The 24974-nt window shown below is 32.2% G+C and carries 23 protein-coding genes; 3 read left to right on the top strand and 20 right to left on the bottom strand.

The window, feature by feature from the left end; genetic code table 11:
* Positions 1-150: 150 nt before the first annotated feature.
* From rpmA to ybaK, 7 genes are all read right to left on the bottom strand, one after another.
* Entirely contained in the window at positions 151-441 is a 291-nt protein-coding gene (rpmA, locus tag bsdtb5_RS10160) for a 50S ribosomal protein L27 (protein ID WP_271715903.1), read from the bottom strand.
* Positions 442-481: 40 nt separating this feature from the next.
* The gene (locus tag bsdtb5_RS10155; RefSeq protein ID WP_271715902.1) at positions 482-802 is read right to left on the bottom strand and encodes a ribosomal-processing cysteine protease Prp; all 321 of its coding nucleotides are present in this window, start codon (positions 800-802) and stop codon (positions 482-484) included.
* 82 nt (positions 803-884) lie between these two features.
* Positions 885-1193 (bottom strand): 50S ribosomal protein L21, encoded by a 309-nt coding sequence (gene rplU, locus bsdtb5_RS10150; RefSeq protein WP_271715901.1) that lies wholly within the window; start codon positions 1191-1193, stop codon positions 885-887.
* Between the two features lie 261 nt (positions 1194-1454).
* Positions 1455-2651 (bottom strand): [FeFe] hydrogenase H-cluster maturation GTPase HydF, encoded by a 1197-nt coding sequence (hydF, locus tag bsdtb5_RS10145; RefSeq protein WP_271715900.1) that lies wholly within the window; start codon positions 2649-2651, stop codon positions 1455-1457.
* Between the two features lie 20 nt (positions 2652-2671).
* The gene (gene hydG, locus bsdtb5_RS10140) at positions 2672-4090 is read right to left on the bottom strand and encodes a [FeFe] hydrogenase H-cluster radical SAM maturase HydG (protein ID WP_271715899.1); all 1419 of its coding nucleotides are present in this window, start codon (positions 4088-4090) and stop codon (positions 2672-2674) included.
* Positions 4091-4190: 100 nt separating this feature from the next.
* Positions 4191-5231 carry a [FeFe] hydrogenase H-cluster radical SAM maturase HydE gene (gene hydE, locus bsdtb5_RS10135; RefSeq protein WP_330611996.1) on the bottom strand — a complete coding sequence of 347 codons (1041 nt, stop codon included), beginning with the start codon at positions 5229-5231 and terminating at the stop codon, positions 4191-4193.
* A 110-nt stretch (positions 5232-5341) separates the two neighbouring features.
* On the bottom strand, positions 5342-5821 hold the full coding sequence (gene ybaK, locus bsdtb5_RS10130; protein ID WP_271715898.1) for a Cys-tRNA(Pro) deacylase: 480 nt from the start codon (positions 5819-5821) through the stop codon (positions 5342-5344).
* Positions 5822-6099: 278 nt separating this feature from the next.
* Between ybaK and bsdtb5_RS10125 the strand changes: the two genes are divergently transcribed.
* On the top strand, positions 6100-7440 hold the full coding sequence (locus tag bsdtb5_RS10125) for an APC family permease (RefSeq protein ID WP_271715897.1): 1341 nt from the start codon (positions 6100-6102) through the stop codon (positions 7438-7440).
* Positions 7441-7547: 107 nt separating this feature from the next.
* On the opposite strand, the gene bsdtb5_RS10120 is transcribed toward bsdtb5_RS10125, so the two are convergent.
* The 8 genes from bsdtb5_RS10120 to bsdtb5_RS10085 form a co-directional block, all read right to left on the bottom strand.
* Complete coding sequence (locus tag bsdtb5_RS10120; protein ID WP_271715896.1) at positions 7548-8081, bottom strand: hypothetical protein; 534 nt, start codon at positions 8079-8081, stop codon at positions 7548-7550.
* Positions 8072-8707 carry a J domain-containing protein gene (locus bsdtb5_RS10115; protein ID WP_271715895.1) on the bottom strand — a complete coding sequence of 212 codons (636 nt, stop codon included), beginning with the start codon at positions 8705-8707 and terminating at the stop codon, positions 8072-8074. Before bsdtb5_RS10115 ends, bsdtb5_RS10120 begins: the two co-directional genes overlap by 10 nt.
* Positions 8708-8728: 21 nt before the next feature.
* Positions 8729-9610 carry a DUF5685 family protein gene (locus bsdtb5_RS10110; protein ID WP_271715894.1) on the bottom strand — a complete coding sequence of 294 codons (882 nt, stop codon included), beginning with the start codon at positions 9608-9610 and terminating at the stop codon, positions 8729-8731.
* 286 nt (positions 9611-9896) lie between these two features.
* Complete coding sequence (gene nox / locus bsdtb5_RS10105) at positions 9897-11228, bottom strand: H2O-forming NADH oxidase (protein ID WP_271715893.1); 1332 nt, start codon at positions 11226-11228, stop codon at positions 9897-9899.
* A 268-nt stretch (positions 11229-11496) separates the two neighbouring features.
* A complete protein-coding gene (locus bsdtb5_RS10100; protein ID WP_271715892.1) occupies positions 11497-12723 on the bottom strand; it encodes a ribonuclease E/G in 1227 nt (408 codons plus the stop codon).
* A 210-nt stretch (positions 12724-12933) separates the two neighbouring features.
* The gene (locus bsdtb5_RS10095; protein ID WP_271715891.1) at positions 12934-13752 is read right to left on the bottom strand and encodes a TIGR03936 family radical SAM-associated protein; all 819 of its coding nucleotides are present in this window, start codon (positions 13750-13752) and stop codon (positions 12934-12936) included.
* Positions 13742-15601 (bottom strand): TIGR03960 family B12-binding radical SAM protein, encoded by a 1860-nt coding sequence (locus bsdtb5_RS10090; RefSeq protein WP_271715890.1) that lies wholly within the window; start codon positions 15599-15601, stop codon positions 13742-13744. Before bsdtb5_RS10090 ends, bsdtb5_RS10095 begins: the two co-directional genes overlap by 11 nt.
* Positions 15602-15768: 167 nt before the next feature.
* On the bottom strand, positions 15769-16197 hold the full coding sequence (locus tag bsdtb5_RS10085; RefSeq protein WP_271715889.1) for a hypothetical protein: 429 nt from the start codon (positions 16195-16197) through the stop codon (positions 15769-15771).
* An 811-nt stretch (positions 16198-17008) separates the two neighbouring features.
* On the opposite strand from bsdtb5_RS10085, the gene tyrS reads away from it, so the two are divergent.
* The gene (gene tyrS / locus bsdtb5_RS10080) at positions 17009-18241 is read left to right on the top strand and encodes a tyrosine--tRNA ligase (protein WP_271715888.1); all 1233 of its coding nucleotides are present in this window, start codon (positions 17009-17011) and stop codon (positions 18239-18241) included.
* Between the two features lie 64 nt (positions 18242-18305).
* A complete protein-coding gene (locus bsdtb5_RS10075) occupies positions 18306-19022 on the top strand; it encodes a hypothetical protein (RefSeq protein ID WP_271715887.1) in 717 nt (238 codons plus the stop codon).
* A gap of 172 nt (positions 19023-19194) precedes the next feature.
* On the opposite strand, the gene bsdtb5_RS10070 is transcribed toward bsdtb5_RS10075, so the two are convergent.
* The 5 genes from bsdtb5_RS10070 to bsdtb5_RS10050 form a co-directional block, all read right to left on the bottom strand.
* Positions 19195-20370 carry an ISL3 family transposase gene (locus bsdtb5_RS10070; protein WP_271713201.1) on the bottom strand — a complete coding sequence of 392 codons (1176 nt, stop codon included), beginning with the start codon at positions 20368-20370 and terminating at the stop codon, positions 19195-19197.
* A 181-nt stretch (positions 20371-20551) separates the two neighbouring features.
* Positions 20552-20740 carry a hypothetical protein gene (locus tag bsdtb5_RS10065; RefSeq protein ID WP_271715886.1) on the bottom strand — a complete coding sequence of 63 codons (189 nt, stop codon included), beginning with the start codon at positions 20738-20740 and terminating at the stop codon, positions 20552-20554.
* Between the two features lie 131 nt (positions 20741-20871).
* On the bottom strand, positions 20872-21057 hold the full coding sequence (locus bsdtb5_RS10060) for a hypothetical protein (protein ID WP_271715885.1): 186 nt from the start codon (positions 21055-21057) through the stop codon (positions 20872-20874).
* Positions 21058-21467: 410 nt separating this feature from the next.
* Complete coding sequence (locus bsdtb5_RS10055) at positions 21468-23084, bottom strand: ABC transporter ATP-binding protein (RefSeq protein ID WP_271715884.1); 1617 nt, start codon at positions 23082-23084, stop codon at positions 21468-21470.
* Positions 23078-24727, bottom strand: a complete 1650-nt coding sequence (locus bsdtb5_RS10050) for an ABC transporter ATP-binding protein (RefSeq protein ID WP_271715883.1) — start codon at positions 24725-24727, stop codon at positions 23078-23080. Before bsdtb5_RS10050 ends, bsdtb5_RS10055 begins: the two co-directional genes overlap by 7 nt.
* Positions 24728-24974: the final 247 nt, after the last annotated feature.

The following is a 24974-nucleotide window of genomic DNA, read 5'->3' as shown; positions in this document are numbered from 1 at the left end:
ATTAATTATCTTTTTATATTATATTCAAACCATATTATATTTACCTAAATATCAATCTAATAAAATATTCCAATTCTTAGATAAGTAAAAAAGCCCCAAATCAATGAATCAATCAAAAATTTGGGGCACCCTAGCTTGGGAATATCTAGATTAATTACTTGCTACAACTGGGTAAATAGAAACTTGTTTCTTGTCTCTACCTTTTCTTTCAAAACGAACAACGCCATCAACTAAAGCGAATAATGTATCATCGCCACCACGTCCTACGTTAGTACCTGGATGAATCTTAGTTCCACGTTGTCTATAAAGAATATTTCCAGCTAAAACAAATTGTCCATCAGCTCTTTTCGCACCTAATCTCTTAGATTCTGAATCTCTACCATTCTTAGTAGAACCAACACCTTTTTTATGAGCGAAAAATTGAAGGTTCATATTTAACATAGCCTTACACCTCCTTGAAATCTTGTCAATAGAATTACTTCTATATGGATAGTTTAATAAATTCATTTCCATAACCACTCTCAACGCCCTTTAAACCAAGAACTAATGAGTCTAATAAAAGAGTTGCCTCTTTACTAACTGGTGATGAAAATTTCAATTCTATTAAACCAGATTCTTCGTCAGTTTTGATATCAAACTTATCAGAAGTAAACTGTTCTATAGAATTCACTGTATTTATTACTAAGATTGATACAGCAGAACAAACAATATCTTCACCATGATCGGCAAAACCAGCATGTCCTAAAGCACGTAATCCAGTATAAATACCATCTGCATTTTTAAATATTGATACTTTAATCATATCATGATCCAATCTGTTAACCAAAAGAAATAAATAGATTCTAAAATATTTCTAATTGAGTAACTAGTTGATTAGAAATTAATTATGCATTAATTTTTTCGATTTTAACCATAGTAAATGGTTGTCTATGACCGTTCTTTTTGTGATATCCTGATTTTCTCTTGTATCTGTATACGATAACTTTCTTGTTCTTTCCTTCTTTAACTACAGAAGCAGAAACAGAAGCGTTAGCTACAGTAGGATTACCTACTACTAATTCTCCGTTATTTACTACAAGTACTTGATCAAATGAAACAGTTGCTCCAGCTTCTAAATTAAGCTTTTCTACTCTAATGATATCGCCTTCGGCTACTTTGTACTGTTTACCACCTGTTGCTATAATTGCGTACATATGGCACCTCCTATTATCATTACTCGCCAACTATGGTGTCTAAAAAAATAGAACTTGAACCTCGTTGTGCGGCACACTTAACTACTATAGCATAAATATGTAAGGATGTCAATTATAAAATATATTTGCTTGAAATTCAAATATACGAATCTTTAATTCGAACTATATGTTACTTCATATTCAATCTATATGTTGTTTTAAACTCAATATATATGTTGTTATAACTTCAAATAAAATATTACTTCCAATTGAAAATATATATTATTTTAAATCAATTTGATCAAGGATTCCGTTCAAATAGGCAAGTGCTACACCATAGTTAGTCATTGGTACATTCTGTACTCTTGCTCTCTCAATTCGTGATAAAACATATTTTCTATTAAACATACAAGCACCACATTGAATTACCAATTGATATGAGGATAAATCCTCGGGAAAATTATTACCACTTACAATATCTACCTGTAACTTCTCACCAACTTTTTTACGAAGTAAACGTGGTAATTTCTCTCTACCAATATCTTCTGGCAATGGTGCATGCGTACAAGCTTCTGCAATAAGAACTCTTGAATCTTCTGTAAGTTCTGAGATTATTTTAGCACTTTTGGTATAATAATCGATATCGCCTTTATAATTAGCAAATAGTACTGAGAAAGATGTTAACTTACTCTCTGCTGGTTTCTTATCATATACTGTTTTGAACACTTGTGAGTCAGTAATGATTAATTTTGGTGGATTCTTAAGACTATCTAACGCTTCCTCTAATTTATCCGTTGTTGCACTAAGTACAATGCATTTTTTGTCTAATAAATCTCTTAATGTCTGGACCTGTGGAAGAATTAGTCTTCCTTTTGGAGCTTGAATGTCTTGAGGCATAACGAGTAGAATCAGATCACCCTCTTGAACAAGATCACCTGTAATGCTTTTGAATTCATAATCTTCTGGTAACAAACGAATAATCTCTTCTCGAATCTTGAATATCCCATCTTTTGTTTTGGCACTTACGATAATAGGAGTTAACTCACTATCAGTCGATTGAATCCTTGCAATGATGTCTTCTGGATTCTCTAGAATATCAGCTTTATTAATAATTGGTACAATTGGTATCTCCTTTTCTTTCAGTATGTTGATCCATGATAATTCTTCTTCAATATCATGATCTGAAAAGATTAATAAAGCAATATCTGTCTTGTCTAATGCCAATTTAGTTTTGTCAACACGCATCTTGCCAAGTTCACCAACGTCATCAAAACCTGCTGTATCAATAAATACGCATGGACCAATTCCATAGATCTCCATAGGCTTATAAACAGGATCTGTCGTAGTTCCTGCTACATCAGATACTAAAGCCACATCCTGATTTGTGATAGCATTAACAATAGATGATTTACCACTATTTCGTTTTCCAAAGATACCAATGTGAAGTCGATTTGCTCTTGGTGTATCCATTAAGCTCATAAAGTTATATCCTCCTTATATTAAAAGCGAAAATCTCTTTTGCCTTCTCTTATTTCTTCTAGATGCTCCGATGCTATATTTTTAACTTTATCATTTGGTATTTTTGTGACTTCTTCTCTAATAAGTGCCTCTCCCCTTTGCTTCGTATCAACTGAGGCATAATCTTCAAGATATTCTTGTAACGTCATAAGTGCATTAGGTCCGCAGCAATTTGCTATCTGACCTGATTTGACTAAGGACATAAAACGGTCTCCGGTTCTACCTTCACGATAACATGCGGTACAGAAGGATGGAATGTATCCTAGCTTAATCAGCCAATTCACTATCTCATCTAAAGTTCTATTATCATTTACTTCAAATTGTGCTGAATTATCCTCTTCGTCTTCGGGTTCTACATAGCCGCCTACACTTGTACTAGAGCCTCCACTAATCTGAGATATACCCAATTCTAAGACTTTTTCCCTCGTTTTCTTTGATTCACGAGTGGATACTATCATGCCAGTATAAGGTACTGCAATTCTAAGAACGGCAACAATCTTCTCGAAGATCTCATCTGATATAGCATTGCTAAAATTCTCTGGATCAATATCATCTGCAGGACGGATACGAGGTACACTTATAGTATGTGGTCCAACTCCTAGAGCTGCTTCAAGGTGTTCCGCATGCATTAAGAGTCCTACAAAATCGTATCGGTATAAATTAAGCCCAAAAAGAACACCAACACCTACATCATCAATGCCACCCTCCATGGCTCTGTCCATAGCTTCTGTGTGATATGCATAATCATGTTTTGGACCTGTTGGATGTAGGACCTCATATGCTTCTTTATTATATGTTTCTTGAAACAATATGTAGGTTCCTATTCCAGCTTCTTTTAACTTACGGTAGTTTTCTACAGTCGTAGCTGCTATATTAACATTAACACGACGTATTGCCCCATTCTTATGCTTGATGCTATATATCGTCTTAATGCTCTCGAGAACATATTCAATTGGATTATTTACTGGGTCTTCCCCTGTTTCTAGAGCCAATCGCTTATGCCCCATGTCTTGAAGAGCAATAACTTCTTTTTCAATATCTTCTTGGGATAATTTTTTACGACTAATGTGCTTATTTTTCATATGATATGGACAATACACACACCCATTGACACAATAATTGGACAAATAAAGTGGAGCAAACATTACAATTCGATTTCCATAGAACTTTTGCTTAATCTCTTTAGCAAGATGGTAGATTTTTTCATTTTCTTCTTCTAATTCACATTCCAATAGGACAGCTGCTTCGCGATGCGTTAGTCCCTTACATAACTTAGCCTTTTCTATAAGTGAGGCAATTAGTTCTTTGTTTCCTTTTTGTTGTTTCGCATACTCTAGGGTTTCTTTGATTTCTTCATCATTAATGAATTCAGAAGCCACTTTTGACATAGAATTGTACATAGTAACATCTCCTTATATTTTAGCACCACAGATTTACATGAAAGTCATTGAAAATGTTAAAGGATCATGCATAGGTGTTATTGTTTAGATTATATAAACTTTAAGAACGATAATCTCCTCTATCAACTACAATTTGATAGCCGATAGAACCTATTCTATTTCTAAGACATGTAATGCACTCTGCCGCTTCTTCACCAGTGCAGATCTTGTTGTCATATAACGTATACTTTTTACGCACGTTCACTGGAGATAAATTAGGCATTACAACATTAGCACCTGCTAATATTCCTAACTCTCTTCCTTTTGGATGAATCGTACCCAATGCCGTAGTTGCAGGAATTAATGCATTAGGAAGCATAAGTCTTAATATTCCAATCAGAAAAAGGGTAGTTTCTAAAGTACCAGAAGGCATTTTTGCAAATGGTGTATCCTTATGTGGGATAAACGGGCCAATACCAACCATTTCTGGATCTAAATCCTTAATAAATAACAAATCTTCAATTATATTCTCATTCGTCTGAAAAGGAGAGCCAACCATAAATCCGGTTCCAACTTGATAACCAATTTCTTTCAAATGATATAAGCATAGCTTACGGTTCGATAATTCTTGCGACTTAGGATGCAGTTTACGATAATGTTCATCCGTAGCAGTCTCATGACGAAGTAAATAACGATCTGCACCAGCTTCATATAATTCTTTGTATTCGTCATATGTTTTTTCACCAATAGAAAGTGTAATGGCGCAATCAGTATAAGAGCTACGGATGATACTAACAATATCAACTAGTTCCGAATTCGTATAATAAGGATCCTCGCCTCCTTGTAATACAAATGTTCGAAATCCCAGAGAATGTCCGACTTTACAACATTCCAGAATCTCCTCTTTACTTAGGCGATAACGATCGCATGATGAATTACTCTTACGTATACCACAGTAAAAACAATCGTTTTTACAATAGTTTGTAAATTCAATCAAACCACGAATATAGATATCTGTATCAAAGTGATTCTTTGATGTCTCTCTAGCTTTATGAAATAAATATTCGCTGGTATCGTGGTTAATGGAATTAAGAAGCATTAAAAATTCATCTTTTTCTAATATATGCTCGCACATTAGTTTATCAATTAATTGGTATACCATAGCAACCCCCATTCTGCCAAAATACTATCTGATTTTCTTATTACTATTATACCTCTTTTAGATGTTATTTTGCAACATTATTTACCATTTTATCCCTAGGTTATAGTGCATTATATTACAGTTATATCACACTCTGTAGCTTCAATATATTCGATTAATTCTTCCGGATTTAAGATCAATTGACAACCTCTCGTTCCTGCACTTACACTAATTTCATCAAATAATATTGCTGTTTCATCAATAAAAGTTGGATACTTTTTCTTCATTCCTATCGGAGAACAGCCACCACGAATATAGCCTGTTAAATTGAGTAAATCCTTAACGTGAACCATTTCAATTTTTTTATCCTTAACAATATTAGCTGCCTTTTTGAGGTCAAGTTCTGCATTCACTGGAATACAAAAAACCATAATTCCATTCTTCTCTCCTTTGGCTACTAATGTCTTAAAGCATCTTTCATATGGAATTCCTACAATATCAGCTACGTGTTCTCCTGCAACGTTGTTCTCATCAACTTCATATTCAACAGTTTTATAATTGATACCAGCTTGATCTAATAATCTCATTGCATTTGTTTTAATTTTCTTCATATAATCTACCTCTTTCGTAACTTTATATGCATTTCTTATATTTACTATTATTAATTATACCTTTATTTTATCAAATAGTATAATTAATTCGCAAGTAAAACTCTCCTTTTTGTTAAATACTGAATAAAATATAAAAAAAGCAAATAAAAACCTTATTTGAATATTAGAATTGTAATTGTCGAATAATATGTTAAAATAGTATTTTGGATGGCTAATTATGGCCGGATAAAATTATATATTTATTAACAAGTTTTTGTTAATTATAAGAAAGAGGTAATATGGATAATAAAAAAGAACATTATGGCATTATCACTGCTATTACAATGATCATCGGCATTGTAATTGGCTCAGGAATTTTTTTCAAGAGTGATGATGTGTTATTAAATACTGGTGGTAATGTAGCTTTAGGTATACTTGTTCTTTGTATTGGAGCATTTAGTATAATTTTTGGAAGTTTATCATTAACAGAGCTATCCATCCGTTCTCAAAAGAAAGGCGGAATTGTTGGATATTACGAAGAATTTATTTCGAGAAAAACTGCATCTTTTTTTGGATGGTTTCAAACATTTATCTATTTCCCTACTCTTAATGCGGTCATAGCTTGGGTATGCGGAATATATACTTGTTCACTTTTTAATTTTGGTAATACCTTAGAGAACCAAGTGTTGGTAGGATTTATTTATTTAACTTTTTTCTTTTTCGTAAATAGTATTTCTATTCGATTAGGAGGATACTTTCAGAACTTAACGACAGTAATCAAATTAATTCCTCTATTTGCAATTGCTATTTTAGGACTTTTCTTAGGAAGTAGTCATCCTGAGGTTCCAGCAGGTATTACCATAATAGCAAACCAGGATGTGGGTTTTAAATGGATCACTGCTGTAGTTCCAATTGCTTTTTCATATGATGGTTGGATTGTTGCTACTACTATTACAGATGAAGTTAAAAATCCTAAGAAAACAATGCCATTGGCTTTAATCATTGGTCCACTTATTGTATTAAGTGTATATCTATTGTACTTTACTGGAATCACTAACTTATTAGGAACTGAGTATATTATGTCAACTGGTAATGAGGCAATTAATCAAGTTGGATATCTTATATTCGGCGAGAAAGGTAGTACCATTTTAATTGTTATTATCATAATATCCATTCTTGGAGTATTAAATGGTTTAGTATTAGGTAGTATTCGTATGCCACAAGTATTAGCGAGTAAAGAAATGATACCAAATTCAAAAGCAATAGAAAAGATTCATTCCAAATATCAAATATCATTATCCTCTTCTATGTTATCTTATTTGATATCTCTTGTCTGGTTTGTTATTCATTATATATCGCAAAAAAGCGGTGTATTAGGTAGCGGTGATATCAGCGAAATTGCAATTGTATTTAGTTACGGATGTTATATTGTGTTATATATTAGAATTATTCTTATGTATAAAGAAGGCATTATTACAAGTATGTTAAAAGGAATTCTTTGCCCTAGTCTCGGCATTATTGGATCTCTTATTATCTTAATTGGAGGCTTTGTTGCAAATCCAATTTATGCGACTTTATTTATGTTGCTATGTGTTATAATCGGCGGTGTTGGTTATTCTTATTGTCGAAGAAATAATTAAATATACGAATTAAGAGTAGGGAGTGTTTAAAATACCACTCCCTACTCTTAATTTATAGATTGTTTTTACTAAATCATGTATTAAAGACTAAATTGCATCATTGTATATTACATCGGTAAATTCTTTCGAATCTTATTCCATAACTCTTTTTGAAAATAAGCATAAGCATAATCAAAAATTAATATTCCAACTTGCCCACCAAAGAATAATGCTAGGTAGATCATAAGATTTATTTTACCAGGATAGATTAAACTAGGTAATAATACAAGAATTAATACGTACATAATATTAAACGTAATGTATTTAATTATCCAGAATAACACAGTTCTATTCTTGCAAGACTTTAGCTTCGCTATTTTCTCCCATGAGAATTCGACCATAAAGATATAGACTGCAAATGCGGTATAAGTAATACAATATATTTTATTCGGTGCAAGGATAAAACTTAGTAATATAGACGCTATTAAAAATCCAAACCCTAATCGTAATCCATTTTCTCTAATAGCTACACCTACAAGAAACGAAGCAGCTGCAAGTAGAAATAAAGTATTGAATTCAAATATTCCACTTAGAATTACTATAATAACTGTGAATGCTAACAAAAGGCCCAGAAAGGCAATTCTTTTTGCATTTACATACATGAAATCAAATCGCCTCCCATACATTCGCATAAGCTATCTGCACACCATAGATCACAACAAAGATTACCAGTACCAAAACTACGATTATTTCCATAATTATAGCTTCTTGTTTGATATCTTTGGTTTCTAAACTGCATTTGATTTACTAAATCACGATATTCTCGATTACCTGGTTCCATATTCGCCGCTTGTTGTGCATGATTAAAAGCATCAATATTATTACCAATTCCTTCGTTTGCGATTGCGCTTAGATAGAACCATCTTGCATTACGATTAGGTATACCTGCTAGGACATTAAGTGCTTCACGGTATCTACGATTACTTAGATAGTTGTACGCAGCTTGAAATTCCATTGCATCATTTCCATTATAGTTTGAATAAGAATTCGTATTAGTATTATTTGAATAAGAGGAACCTGATTGTTGATATCCGTTTTCTCTATCTCTCATAATCTGATCATAAGCTTCTTGAACCTCTTTAAACTTCTCTTCTGCTAATCCTGATAATGGATTATTGGCATAAGAGTCCGGATGATACTTTCTACTTAATTCCCTGTAAGCTCTTTTTATTTCATCATTGGATGCACTTGGTGAGATACCAAGTACACTATATGGATCATTTATCATATTTTTGTTCCCTTCTTTTCACTATTTTTCATGATTTCTTTTACATTTCTTTGTTTTGTTGTTTTCTTTACTTTCCTTATTCTCAGTTTGGATGGTATCATATTTCGTCCAAACGCCTTCATATAATATATTTCTTAATATATCGATGTCATTTACGAGAGGCAATCTCTCGAATGTATTGGTACATTCTGCTAACATCATATTTAACATGGTCTTACAAGTAGCTTCGTAATCTTCTGGTTTACACTTCTTATAAAGAGCGGATAATGGATTATAACTGCCTTTCTCTAAGTCTTTCTCTAGATCTTCATAGGCATCCATAATATAAATATATTTTCCAAGATAAAATCCCATTTTACGAAGGTCATCTTCCCAGCGATCTTTACGATATACAAAAAGCTCAGACATAATCTCTCCAAAAGTACCTGCGACAAGATCGATACTATATTCCTTTGCTGATTCATAAGTACTTAACTTTACTAAGCTAGATTTAATTACTTTGCATTGCCTTTTGTACTTGTTATTAATACGCTTATAATCGCTTTTTATAAATTCAGCACCTAAGAATCCAGCTACGCTCTTCTCATCTTCCCAATCATCTCTGAAATTATAATAAGTAAGGACAATATTCATATCCGATACGTACTCGGTAATTTCATTAATTAACATATCATGTTTCTTCACTGGGTGCACAATGCATCGGTGTAATTCATGCTTCGTACGTTCTTCATATAATGACGTTAATAATATGATAAGAAATGTCATATCATATGTCAATGTCATTTGACCAAATCGTCCATGCCTTTCTTTTAGTGTTCTACACAAGCCACAATAATAAGCCTTGTATTTTGAAAAATCTTTCATTTTTAATTCTGGTTTAAATACTTTTACATAGCCAAACATGCACTCCTCCATTTGTAGGCATTTAGGTTTATTCACTATATTTTTCATTACTTATACATCACAAATATGTAATGGTAAATTACATAGACTATCGTACTACAAATAATATAGATTTTCCACAACGAATTGTATATTTCATTAATTTTTAATCTTTTTTTAATATGATAAGATGAGAAAGTAAATAAAATAAATGGACTCTGTAATAGTCTTACAGAGTCCGTTTTATTCTATACTATGATTAAAAGATCAAAAGGCTTTTTTAACATGTGAAACACTTTATTTCACACTATTTAGCTTGCAAAGCTGCCATAGTAATATAATTGTATGGTTGATTGAAATGAGGTAAAAAGAATATATCTAATAATTTCAATTTATCTATAGTCACTTTCTCCTCTATAGCCAAGGAGAACATATGAATTGCCATGGACACATCATAATCAGAAACTATTTGTGTACCAAGGATTACCCTAGATTCGCCATCATATACTATTCTAATCTTAACTTTATTATTGTTTTCAATAAACTTAGGTTTTTGATAGTCCTCATAATCTGTGACCACTGCATTAAATCCATAAGTTTTTGCCTTGTCTAAAGTGAGACCAGTAGAGATCATATTAAGACCCCATATACTAATTGCATTGGATCCCTGAACACCTAATGTTTCTAACTTCGTACCACATACATTATGTGCTGCTATAATACCGGAACGTACCGCATTGGTAGCTAATGCTATATAATTAATATCATTTATAGAATTATCATATACTGTGGCACAATCACCGATGGCATAGACATCTTTCATACTTGTTTGTTGCATTTTATCAACTAGAAATGCTCCATTTCTATATAACTTAAAGGAATCAGTAGCTAACCTCGTATTAGGTCTAAAGCCAATTGCTAATATGACCATATCAGCAGGATACTCACCTTTATCAGTAATTAGTTTTTCTACTTTCGTATCTCCAACTAATTTCTCAACAGATTGATTAAATGCTAATTCAATACCATTCTTTCTTAGATGTTCTTCCATTATTGCAGTAAATTCTTTGTCATAATAGCTACTCAAACAGGTATCTGCTTTATCAATAAGAGTTACTTTTTTATTACATCTTGCGAATGCCTCTGCAAGTTCTACTCCAATATATCCAGCTCCAACAACAACTATATTTTTCAAGGAATCATCTTTCAATTTTTCAATTACATCCTGAGCATTTTGATATAATTTTACTAACTGAACATTATCAAGATGAATCCCCTCAATATCAGGAATAATAGGCAAGGAACCTGTAGCTAGTATTAACTTATCATAATTTTCTTCATATGATACACCGTCTTTCCCTTTGGCATACACAACTTTTTTATCATAATCAATCTGCTCAACAGGCGTTTCCATATGAATTACTGCACCCTTTTCTTCAAGCATCTCTTTTGTTGCATAGAACAAACCTTCTGGACCTTTGATCTGTTTGCCTATCCATAATGCCATACCACATCCAAGAAAACTAATGTTTGAATTTGCATCAAATACAACTACATCATGACCTTTATAATTATCTAATATTGTATTAATTGTCGCTGTTCCTGCATGATTTGCACCTATAACCACTATTTTTGACATAAAATATTTTCCTCCTGATATTCAAGATATAAGATTTATTCTGATCTAATAGCTTATGAAAAATTTAATCAATTTATTTCTATAAACTAATATTACAGAATAAAGTAAAAAATATCAAGTATTTTAGTAATTATTATTGTTATTATTACCGTTTAATATTTTATAAAAGAAGCTCACTAATAAGAAAAACTTATATATAAAAATTCGCCCAACAAATGACCTGTTTCAAAAATCTAGCCTGGTCATTTGTCGGGCGAATCATATCAAATTATATTTTCAACTTGCCTGTACCATGACAAGCAATACATTCTTTCATGCATTGTTCATGAAGCGGTTTACGTACTTTTTTTCTTGTAATTTCAACTAAATTTAATGCTGTAATATCCACCAAAGTTGTCTTGATTGGATCTTCTTGTAATAAATGTATTAAAGTTTGCTTTAATTGCTCTCTATGTTCACTACTTTCCATATCTATAAAATCTACAATAATGATTCCTGAAAGGTTTCGTAAGCGTATTTGTTTTGCAATCTCAATTGCAGCTTCCATATTTATCTTAAAGAAAGTATCCTCAGATTTTTTCTTACCACTAATTGCTTTACCAGTGTTTACATCAATTACAACAAAAGCTTCAGTAGGCTGAATGATAATAGATGCTCCAGACTTTAACCATAATTTTTCACGAAGTGCACTCTCTAATTTGGTTTGGATGCTATATAGATTGGTTAAGCTAATCATTGGGTCATTGTATAAACGTAATTTTTCGATATCTTCCTTTTGATACTTTAATAAATAATCTTTCGTCTCATCATAAATATCTTGGTTATCAACGATAATTTCATCAAGATTACTTGCAAAACCATCTCGTATATCACAAATATAAGAAGGTGGTGTTGCATGTAATAATGAAAAAGCTGTTCTATGAATTCCATATTCCTTAATTTCATTATATAATTTAAGTAATGAATTAATTTCAGATTGGATTACTGCTTTATCTGCATGTATAGCATTGGTACGAAGAATAAAGCCATAGTCTTCATTCTTATATTCATTCACAATGTTTCTTAAACGCATTCGTTCTGTGTCATCACTTATCTTATTAGACACACCAATTAGTGTCTTTCCATGCGTTAGTACAGAGTATTTCCCCGTCAGATTTAGATTTGAAGATACTACAGGTGCTTTTGTTTTAATATTTTCTTTGATTACCTGAACAATAATATCATCCCCGATGGTTACTTTTTCGTTATTCTTAGGATTAACGAAAATAGGATGTTTATTTTCTTCTAAAGAATAATAACACATAACATCTTTTTGTATTTCGATAAAAGCAGCATTGATATTTTTAACTATATTTTTTACTTTTCCCACATATATATTTCCAAGTAAGCTCGTATCATTATTGGGAGTAACATTAATTTGAACTAGATTATTTTCTTCAAATAAGGATGAAACAATTCGACTCTCTTCACACGTAATAATTAATTTCTGTTTCAAATTCTCTCCTCCTTTCTACTCTCACTTATATTTTATAATTAATTGCGAACTAACTTATTCTAAGTATCCTAAAAACTAAAAAACATTGTTCTTTAAGAAACCTTTATAATAAGTAGTTCGCAATATACTCAGTTAATTAGCGCATCAAATGCCTATTCCAAATTTTGGCACCACCCTGAATAACACAAGGTTATTGACATTCTAATTTGATCATTCTATTTCAGTACCAAGATCTTGCAATGACACTAATTTTCTTTCTGATTCATCACCTAGATCTGCATATATCTCAATACGATGCACTTGATATGCAAATGGATTATACTCAATAGAAATGGAATTGCAAAAGGCTTCCATCACCAATTCTGGTTTTAGATTATTTACACTTCCTGTGGCTAATTGCATAAAAATGACCCCAGATGATGTCGGTTTATCTTGTTCTACTGATGTAGAATTTGAATCAACTGCATCTTTTTTTTGTTCTACTGTAATAGAATCGCAATTTCTATCTACCATTTTGTCAAATGAAGATCGATTATAAGCTGTATGATAGATAAATGGCTTTATATCAACTTCTTTTTCACTTTTCTTAGATTTTTTCAGAATAGTGATCTCATCTTGCATAACAAATTTTTTGAATTGGTTTGCAAAGTCATCACAGACAATGTATCCTTCTTTTACTGATACGCTATAATCTGCAGCAGCTACAATGGACATAGCATTTTTACTATCATCAGATAAAGCGCGAAATCCCTCAACGTTTATTCCTTCTACCATTGTCTCATTAATGATATCTATCATCTTTTTCGAGGATAAGCTTTCTGATAATTGCATATCAAGGTATTCAGCTTCACTTGTTAAACCTACACCAAGTGGAGCAGCAAATGAGATTAATTGATGAGGACTATATCCCTGAGAATATTCCACAGCAATCTCAGAACGACGGAATGCCTTTTGGAAATACCTCATTATATCTAAATGTCCAATAAATTTCATGGATCCTGTTTTGGAAAATTTTAATCTAGCCTTCAAAGCATACCCCTCCTTCAAATTGTTTTGCACCACAGTTAACACACGCTTGTCTACAATTAGGAGTGACTTTTTCTTCTACTGCGCGTTTATATTCTCTTTGTAAGAAATCTTTTGTAACACCTACATCAATGAAATCCCAAGGTAGAATTTCTTCAAAATCACGTTCTCTACTCGTGTAGAATAATGGGTCAATTCCATTATCTTCAAATACTTTTACCCAGTTATCATATTTAAAATGTTCAGACCAAGCATCGTACATACAACCAGAGTTATAAGCATCGTATATAACCTTGCTTAATTTACGGTCACCTCTAGCAAATACACCTTCTAGTTCGGTAAGTTCTGCTTCATGCCAATTGTATTTAATACTCTTTTGATTTAACTGCTCTCTCATCTTACCATTTAAGAATCTTTGCTTTTCAAGGAATTCTTCACTTGTTGCCATCTTCACCCACTGGAATGGAGTGAATGGTTTTGGTACAAAGAAGGAGGTACTAGATACGATACTAACTTTTCCGTTACGTTGTTCTTTTGGTATCGTATAATATTCTCTTGCTATTTTATCTGAGAGAATCGCGATTCCTTCAATATCTTCTTCATTTTCTGTAGGTAGTCCTAACATGAAATATAGTTTTACACGGTTCCAACCAGAATTAAAGGCATCCATTGCTCCATTTAGGATTGCTTCTTCGGTAAGACCTTTATTAATAACATCACGTAACCTTTGTGATCCAGCTTCTGGCGCAAAAGTTAAGCTACTCTTCTTAACATCTTGTACTTTACTCATAACATCCAATGAGAAAGCATCAATACGTAAAGATGGAAGTGAAATATTCACGCCATCTTTGCGGAATTCATCGATTAAGAAATAAGTAAGCTCCTTAAGTGCAGAATAATCACTTGAACTTAAGGAACTAAGTGATATTTCTTCGTGTCCAGTTGATTTGAGCATATTTCTTGCATATTCTTTAAGCACTTCAACATCACGTTCTCTTACTGGGCGATAAATCATACCCGCCTGGCAGAAACGACAACCTCTGATACAGCCACGTTGAATCTCTAGAACTACACGGTCTTGTGTTGCTTTAATATGTGGTACCAGTGGCTTTTGAGGATAATAAGTGTCACTTACATTCATTTCAATTTCTTTTTTGATTGTTAATGGTGCATTTTCATTAATTGAAGTAAAGGATTCAATTGTATTATCTTCTTTATAAGATACTTCATAAAAGCTAGGAACATAGATTCCATCAATTCTTGCAGCCATTTCTAAGAATTCTGATCTAGAACCACCGTTTTTCTTATTCTCTTTATAAGCGTCTAGAAGTTCGGAATACTTCGTCTCGCCTTCTCCTAAGTAAAATAAATCAAAGAAATCCGCGATTGGTTCTGGATTATAGGAACAAGGTCCGCCACCAATCACAATTGGATGTTCCTCTGTTCTATCTTTCGTATATACTGGAATCTGTGATAAATCTAATACCTGTAGAATGTTGGTATAACACATCTCATATTGGAGTGTAATACCTAGGAAATCAAAATCTTTAATCGGATCCTGTGATTCTATAGCAAATAGAGGAATGTTCTTCTCTCTCATTATTTTATCTAAATCAACCCATGGTGAATATACTCTTTCACAATACGTATCTTCTCTTCTGTTAAACATATCATATAAGATCTGAATACCAAGATGTGACATTCCAATCTCATATACATCTGGGAAACACATACAGAATCGAATGTCAATCTGGCTAAGATCTTTTTTAACCATATTCACTTCATTACCGATATATCTGGCAGGTTTTTCAACTGTTAGCAGTATTTCATCTGAAAGTGCTAGTTTTCTCATTGTTAATTCTCCATTTCTTATGAAAATAGGAAGCATATCATAGATTATATGGTTTCTCTTCCTATTTATAGTATTCTTAAGTAACGAATTGTCTTATCCTTCGCGCTACTAGTTTTTCGCAACATTTAGTATATCATACTACTATAAAACAAGTCTATGAAAAACGTTTATTTTTTTTGTATTACCTTCAATATCTTATCTTGTGTAAAGGTTGCCACAATATCAACCGCCCTTTTAGCACTTGCATTGGTATGTATCGCTTCTTCTATTACAGAACTGTTGAACTTATTATAGGTAAATTTCGTCTGATCAATTAAAACAACACTGGCAAATAGAATAACTGCGATTATCATTCGAATTGCAAAAAACCTTATTCCATTTAATCTAGTATCTGTATTAGAAACGCTGCTACGCCTGGCAATTGGTATAAGCATAGTTGCTCCATCTAGACTATCTCTACGAACAGAAGTAAGTCTCTTATTCGAACTTTGATTATTTCTTGAATTATTCGAATAAAGATTTTTCGCACAACTTTCTCTTGCAATCTTAATTAATTCCGCACGATTTGCACTCATCATCGTTTCATTCTCTTGCATATAATAACATCCTTTCTATCCTTTATTTCAGTATTATGTATTAAGATGAAAGCTTGTTATAATATATTGTTTAATGATAGTTATTATGAATAAATTCGCTGATTCGAGGGGCAAAAGCCTTTCATTACATACATTGTGTATATTGATGTATCATTATGAATTTTGGCGTAGTCCGGCCGGAAGTATCGTTTATATTTTGTCAAGACTCAAAGTGAAAATAGGAACGAGAGTAAAGTTTATAAATAAACTTGTCACTTGTTATGAGGCTTGTAAAAAATATGATGGGTTTGTTTTTTTAATTTTTCAAGGGAAAGGTAGCCAAAATTTATAATTATACAGCGATATACACTCAATAACCAAAAATAAGGCTTTTAAACCTCAATATATAAACATGAGTTACCAGGCAAATGACCAGTTCAACACCTTGCCTGGTAATTTGCACAAAACAGAAAAAGCGAATGCGCCTTTGAGTATGTATTAGAAGATCTTGTTCTCGGGTCATTTAGTGTTATATGCTAGGACAGATCTGTCTGAGCGAAGCGAGTTATCTGTTCTAGCATATGTTTTACACAAAATGAACTGAGAACTAGAACTTCTTATACATATTCAATGAAGCATAAGTTTTTCTGTTTTGTGCAAATTACCTAGACTATCTCCCAAACTGGTCATTTGTCGGGCAACTCATAAACATATTACCAACTTTAGGACAGCACAGGCTTGAATTAAATGCCATGGTGTGTTAGGATATTTTAAGGAAAAGTGACTGTTAAGTCTTAACAGTCCGCCATAAGAATTTTAAGGAGGAACTATAATGTCTACGAATGTATATGATATTTTACTCGAAAGAGGATTTATCGAACAAACTACTCATGAACAAGAGATTAAAGAATTATTAGGTAAGGAGAAAGTTACCTTTTATATAGGCTTCGATGCAACTGCTGATAGTTTAACTGCTGGTCATTTTCTAACAATTATGGCAATGATGCATATGCAACAAGCTGGTCATAGACCAATCGCTTTACTTGGCGGTGGAACTACCATGATTGGTGATCCAACTGGTAAAACTGATATGAGAACCATTATGACAAAAGAAACCATCCAACATAATGCGGATTGCTTCCATAAACAATTATCTCGTTTCCTTGATTTTAATGATGAAAACGCGATCCTTGCAAATAATGCAGATTGGTTATTAGATCTTAACTATGTTGAATTCTTAAGAGAAATCGGTGTTCATTTCTCAGTAAATAAAATGCTAACAGCTGAATGTTACAAACAAAGAATGGAAAAAGGACTTACTTTCTTCGAATTCAACTACATGTTAATGCAATCCTACGATTTCTGGGTACTAAATAAGAAATATAACTGTACGTTAGAATTAGGTGGTAATGATCAATGGTCTAACATCCTTGGTGGTGTTGATCTTATTCGTCGTAAAGAACAAAAACCTGCTTTCGGTCTTACTCTAAAACTTCTTACTAACAGTGAAGGTATTAAGATGGGTAAAACAATGAAGGGAGCTGTATGGTTAGATCCAGCGAAGACATCTCCATATGAATTCTTCCAATACTGGAGAAACATCGAAGATGTTAAAGTGGAAGAATGCCTTTCTCTTCTAACTTTCTTACCAATGGATGAAGTAAGAAGACTTGGTGCTTTAAAAGACGCCGAAATCAACCACGCAAAAGAAGTTCTTGCTTTCGAGATCACTAAGATTGTACATGGAGAAGAAGAAGCTACAAAAGCTATGGAAGCTGCTCGTTCCCTATTCGGCGGAAGCATGAAGACTGAGGATATTCCTACTACCACTTATACTAAGGAACAATTTGATCAAGGAATTGATCTAATCACTCTATTAGTAGATGGTAAATTAGCAACTACTCGTTCTGATGCTAGAAGAACAATCACTCAAGGTGGAGTTACTGTAAATGATGTGAAAGTTCAAGAATTCGATAAAGTATTTACTACAAATGACTTCAATAGTGATGGAGCATTATTAGTGAAAAAAGGTAAGAAATCTTATCATTTATATAAAGTTCAATAGTTATAATTACTATGCTTCTTATCAACGTAAGTTCATATAAGAACTAAGAAAGAGGGGACGTATTATGCCTTGGTGTCCAAATTGTAAAGCTGAATATGTAAATGGTGTAAAAGTATGTGCTGATTGTGGCCATGAACTAGTAGATTCTTTGGATTCATCTTCCGTTACCGAAGATTCCGATTCTAATTCCGAAGGTATCCTATTAGATGAAATCAAGCAAGATCTGACCAATAATGACACGACAGATAATATCGATAAAAAACTTTCCGGTCTTGCAGGCTATAATGAACTAGAAATGAAAAAGGCAGCAGAAGATTTTATTAACAGACCTTCAGCAGTCTATGTTAAAAAAGCAGATAAATACGAAGATCTAAAATCCACTACTTCTACATTCCTTGTATTTGGTGTATGTGGCCTAATCTTTGTAGCTTTAAACTTATTAGGAGTTATTTCATTCTTAAACGGTATACTCTCCTTGATTGTAATGACTATTCTATTCATCATATTCATTGCAATTGGAATCAATAGCTATATAACAAGTAAAACAATAAAAACCCAAATCGAGAACGAAGAAAATGTAACTGTTCAAATTAAAGAATGGTTAAAAAACAATATGACTAAAGAAGAGTTAGATACGATTCATAATCCTTCTGAACCAGATGAAGTTAATTTCTTTCATAAGATTGAATATATGAAAGGAAAGGTGTCTGAGATTCATCCTAATGTATCAGAGGCTTATTTAGATCAATTAGTGGAAGAATTCTATAATGATAATTTCTAGTTAGATACGAAATGTTGAAAAGAAGCGCAATTTTTGGCTCTTTGTCAAGTGTTGGGGTGCGAGGTGCATTGCACCCGCACTAACATTGACAATAGAGCTATTTTTATGACTAGGTTCTATAATAGATGTTTTTTTGCATGACAAATAAGCCTCTTGAAAACCGACCATTTTTTTACATAGAACTGTGAATGATACGTGTACGAAATCTTTCAAAATTACGTACACCATAAGAACTTCTTTTTAGTACTTTGATTTTATTATTAAATCCTTCCGTAGGCCCATTTGTATATCCATACTTAAAAGCATTAAGTATATACTCAGACCAACGTCTATATGTTTTTGCACAAGCTTCAAATTCGTGTAATCCAGAACTTTCAGCATTCTTTACCCATTCCCAAAATTCAGTTCTTTGATATGTATAGCTGTTACTCTGACATATTTCATAGAACCATTCTTTTAACTTGTGAGCTAGTCGTAAATCATCACTGTATAGTAGCATTAAATCACAGGCTTTTTTGTTTTCGTCTTTTAATTTAGAATATCGAGTCAGTATAAGTTTTCTACTTCGTTTATAGTACTTTCTAAGAGTTGGTGTCATGGATGCTTGTAAACGTTTACGAACACTTTCAATTGCCCAAGAAACCTGACGGATGTAATGATATTTATCTACGATGATTGTAGCATTAGGAAAGAATGTTTTGGCAAGATCAATATAAGGTTGCCACATATCAGAAATAAAAAATTTAACACGATACCTTTCGTCCCGACTGCAAGATTTAAAATAATCAATAAGATGAGACTGAGTACGATCCGGTAAAACATCAAGAATACATTTTTTCTTTGCATCTACCAGAATACATTGATATTTGGAATTACCAGCATTCCCTTTAAATTCATCAATTGAAATACATTGAGGAATAGGTGGTTTATCATACGAGAGTGTGTCAAGAATACGTGTTACAGTATTCGTAGAGACATTAGTTTGTGAAGCAACATATTTAATACTGTTGGTTGAACGAAGCAATTCAACAATCTTATAGGATAGTCGTGTTGTACGTTGCTGATATTTAGCGATAAAGCTATATTTCTCATAAAAACGTTTGCCACAGGAACACACATATCTTCGTTTCCTCAACATTAAATAAGCATTTGATAACTGAAAAGGTAAGTCTTTAATTTTCTGCCAACGATAATCGTGTATTTTAGAAGTTTCAGCTCCACAACAAGGGCAATTTTGAGGTTTGGGATTGGTTTCAATCTTGATAATAATCCCCTCTAGTGTGTGTTGCACACTTTTTAATTTTACACCTTCTAAATTTAAAAGATTTTTGTTACAATTAGATTGCATCTATATAAAATACCTCCTTTAAAATGTTTACTTTGGTCGGTTTGCATGTTAAGAGGCTTTATATAGATGTATTTTAATATAAAAACAAAAATGTTGGAAGTGTTTTTAACACACCCCAACATTTATTATAGAACCCAATTTTTTTAGAGAATTTGCGCTTCTTTTTTACATACAATATGTTTCATTTTGGAATGGACATCGCAAAGCTCATATCTTTAAATATATTAACCCTATAGACTTTATCATCACCAAATATTTTATACTCATAAAAATCTCCTTCATAACAGGTAAAAGCATTTATGATTTCTATCTTATTGCCTTGCCAAATAAATATTTTTCCGATATCTTCTTTCATTTTGTCCTCTATCATAATATCTCCTATTCAAAAATTATATTTTTCTAACATGTTGCTATATCATTATCCTTTTTCCACATTTCTTTGTCTTTTTGGGTTATCTGAAACGTTTTACACGCATTAATATATGTATCTCCATAATCAACCTAAAGGCTATATTCATCTCCACCATATTCAATATATATACTTTTTAGCCATTCTAATGTTGGAAATGCCTCCTCTTCTATTTTCTTGAAATAACCATCATTCGGTATCTTTTTATCGACTAGTACTCTAATAGCAAATACTTCTAATGATTCTACAGCTTCCTTTCCATATAATTTATTAAACATTGCAAATGTTTTTGGAAGAACCTCGTACAGCTACGCATCATATGTACGTATTTGACCATTCGCATCTATTCCAAAAGTGTTCCATTGAATACAGGACGAGTGACCTCGCAGTCGGATTGCATTTAAAGAGTATTAGAAGTACTTAATGGATAAGAATCACGCCAATAAAAATAAGGAACTATGTCTGAGTGTTCTGAAAACGAGTTAGTTCCTTATTTTTATGTTATAAGTGATTCTTATCCATTTAGTACTTCTTATACTCCTTTAAGAGTAATCCAACCGCGAGGCCACTCGCCCTGTATTCATCGATACCCTACCAAGGAGACTTTTTTTATAGCCCCCTTTGAATACCTACACTTATGAAATAATGAGTCAACAAAAACTAACGTTTATGAATAACCTAAGAAAATCTAATAAACCGTCCTCTTAACAGTATATACCCTATCGTATTTCTCCTTCGTATCCTTAAAGATAACATGACTAACATTAATCACTGTAATATCCTCTAGCGCCAAGATTGTCTCCTCAATCTCCTTCGCTCGTTCCATATCGAGAGAGGCAAAAGCCTCATCCATAAAAAGTATACTAGCTTTATTCAACAATGCTCTTGCAATTACAATTCTGCTTCTTTCTCCACCAGAGATATTCTTACCATTATCATAAATGATAGTTGATAAACCATCCTTGAGATTTCTTACAAAATCCGTTAAACCAGCATGTTCTAATGCCTTTTCTATCTCTTTATCACTATACTCTTTATATAAAGTAATGTTATTCTTAATGGTATCCTCAAATAAGAATACTTGTTGCTCTACATTCGCAACCAAAGAAAAATATTGCTCTTTCTTAATATCACGCAATGGTTTACCATCGATTAGAATCTCACCACTTGACTGTTTAAAATACTTACGAAATAGTTTTAACAAGGTTGATTTACCACCACCACTAGGCCCAACGATTAGATATTTTCCATTCTTACGAACAGACAGATTCACATCTTGCAGTACGATTCGATCATCATCTTCATATTGAAAGGAAACATCCTTGAATTCAATTGCTTCTCTGAATTCAGGTAAATCAAGAGTTTCCTCATGGTTATCAGCATTTTCTAATGTTTTCTCAATTTTCTTAATTAGGTCACCAGAAGTAAATAACTTTGGCAAATTTTCACTAATTTGAAATAGTGGATCTGCCATTCTCTCCATTGCTTGAACAATTAAAAGAACACCGCCTGCAGTGATCGTTCCTTTGACAGCAAAGTATCCAATTACACAGATTACTCCATATAATGAAGCATTCATAACAAAGCTTTCCGTTGCATTAATAAACGAGAACATTCTCTCAATTATATATCCTTTATGTTGAATCTGCTCACTCTTTTCATAATAATCTTCTGTTACTTTATCTTGTAGATTATTATTCTTTACAATATGAAATGCGGATAATACTTCTTTAATATAAGAAGTGTAGTTGTCAAATAAATCACTTCTCTCTTTATACGCTTTCTTCGTTGGTGAAGATGTAACAATTGATATAGCTAGGTTAATTAGAATAACTATAATCGACAAAATAATTAGCTTTGGATCAACTGTCGATAAGAGCCATACGCCTACTCCAAAATTCGCTAGAGCAACTACAACAGTATATATCCCTGTAATTAGATTAGTCTCTAACGTATTCATATCATTTGTTAAGCTTGATATGTACTTTGCATTATTTTCTTTTTGAAATTCTGCAATATTTTTATCAAATACTTTATTTACATAATATTTTTTCAATACTAAGTTTGCTCTTCTTTTAAATAAACTATATGTCATTGCAACAAGAATACCAAGTGGCACTAGAAATAGTGAAACAATAATTAACATTGGTGCACTTTCTTTTACTGATGTCATATCTTTCTTTAACGTAAAATCAAGAATATCCATCATTTTCTTTGTTACATAACCATCAAGAATGCAATTAAAAACCGCTACTATAATAGCAAGTAAAAAATAAGGCAAGACTTTATATAATTTATTTAGCATGTGATCACCTCGTCAAAATAATCTTTTGCAGGATATTTATGAATATGACCATTCTTAAGCTCTAAGACATAATCATAGCAATCCGTTACCCCTTCATAGAATCTATGACTAATGGCAATTACCGTATTATCTAGTTCTAAGAATACTTTTTCAATTTCTTTTCCTAGCTCTTCATTTAGACTAGAAGTACCTTCGTCAACAAATAAGATCTGTGAGTTCTTAGCAATTGCTCTTGCAATCGAGATTCTTTGTCTTTGACCACCGGATAGATTCTTTCCATTCTCCGTTAACCTTTCCTCAATTCCATTTGCCTTATCAGAAATAACGGCATCAAGACCACATACTTTTACAGCATAATCTATATATTTTTCATCAATATCTTTATATAGCGTAATATTATTTCTGATTGAATCCTCAAAAAGGAATACATCTTGATAGATAAATGCGACATTTTCATTAAAAGATTTTTCAGATATTTCTTTATAATCCACACCATCTACCTGAATCATTCCTTCATAGTTATCATAGATCATTGCCAACAGATTCATTAACGTAGATTTACCTGCTCCACTTACTCCTTTTATTAGATATTTCTTTCCTTTTTCTATCATGAAGCTAGCGTCTTTAAAAATGGTTTTATTATCATAAGAGAATGTCATATTCTTCACTTCAATTTTCGTATCAAATAAGAACTCCTTATTTCCTAAACTTTCACTCTCTATATCATCCTCTGGTATTGCTATCTTTTCGTAAATACTCATAGAAGCCTTACATTGATTCCACGTTGGAAATGCGCTAATTAAGAACATACTCATTGAACTAGATAGTTGGAATAAGAAAGTTGCAACTCCTAAACCCATACCTTGATTCATTGATTTTGATAAATAAAATAACACAAATACCATAATAAGATAAGCAAAGATTCGTATTACATTTCTTTGTAATTCCGAGAATACATTGGCAGCATACTTTTTCTTTTCCACACGATCAATGGACTTCATTGCTTTTAATAAAAATTTATCTTCAATATTATTTAACTTAAGGATCTCAATTCCATTAAACGTATTCGAGACATCAGTAGTAAATGTCTCATTGGTGCTAGAAAGCTCTTGCTCTAAAGAAGTTGACTTCTTTGTGAAAAAATTAGCCATCACAAACAAAAGCAAAGAAGATATTGTCATACATATCGCAAGCTTATAGTCAAGATATACTAAAGCAATTAGCGATAAGAAAAACATTCCTACATTAATCAGAAAGTTCAATAAACTTATAAAAAACTTATTCTCAAAGGTATTAATATCATTAATTAAGTTCGATATGTAGATTTCCTTTGACTTTTGCGAATATTGCTTAAATGATAGATTAATAATCTTATCAAATGCTTGCTTACGAACATCTAAGATAGTATCACGCATATATCCGATCCTTAAAAGCCTGGAAATCAAAAAATTAAGTGGAGAATAGATTACAAATATAACCGTAAGAATAACGACATATTTATAATTCTTAACATCCCCTTTCTCGATAGCACCTAGAATAAGGGCAAACAATACCATTCTAGCGAAATGATCGACGATAAACATACAAGTTGCAATTAGATACTGAATAAATTTTGATTTTCGTTTTAATAATAATTCCTTCATCTTTACTCCCTCGTTTTATCTTGTTTACTCATTTACTGTTTCATAATAATTTACAATATATATTATAAAATTAATTTAATTCCTAGAAACGTTTATTAAATACTTGATAGATCAGACATTAGACAATCTAGATATATTTCTGTAATTAATTGCCTATTCGTGTGTATTTAGAAAGTATAGAACATCTATAACTAGTAATTTAAAGTAATTTCTTAATAAAGTTATATATATAAAATAACAGCGTCCA

Source organism: Anaeromicropila herbilytica, assembly GCF_016591975.1.
Classification (GTDB): Bacteria; Bacillota; Clostridia; order Lachnospirales; family Lachnospiraceae; genus Anaeromicropila; species Anaeromicropila herbilytica.
This window is presented reverse-complemented; position numbering and strand designations above follow the sequence as displayed.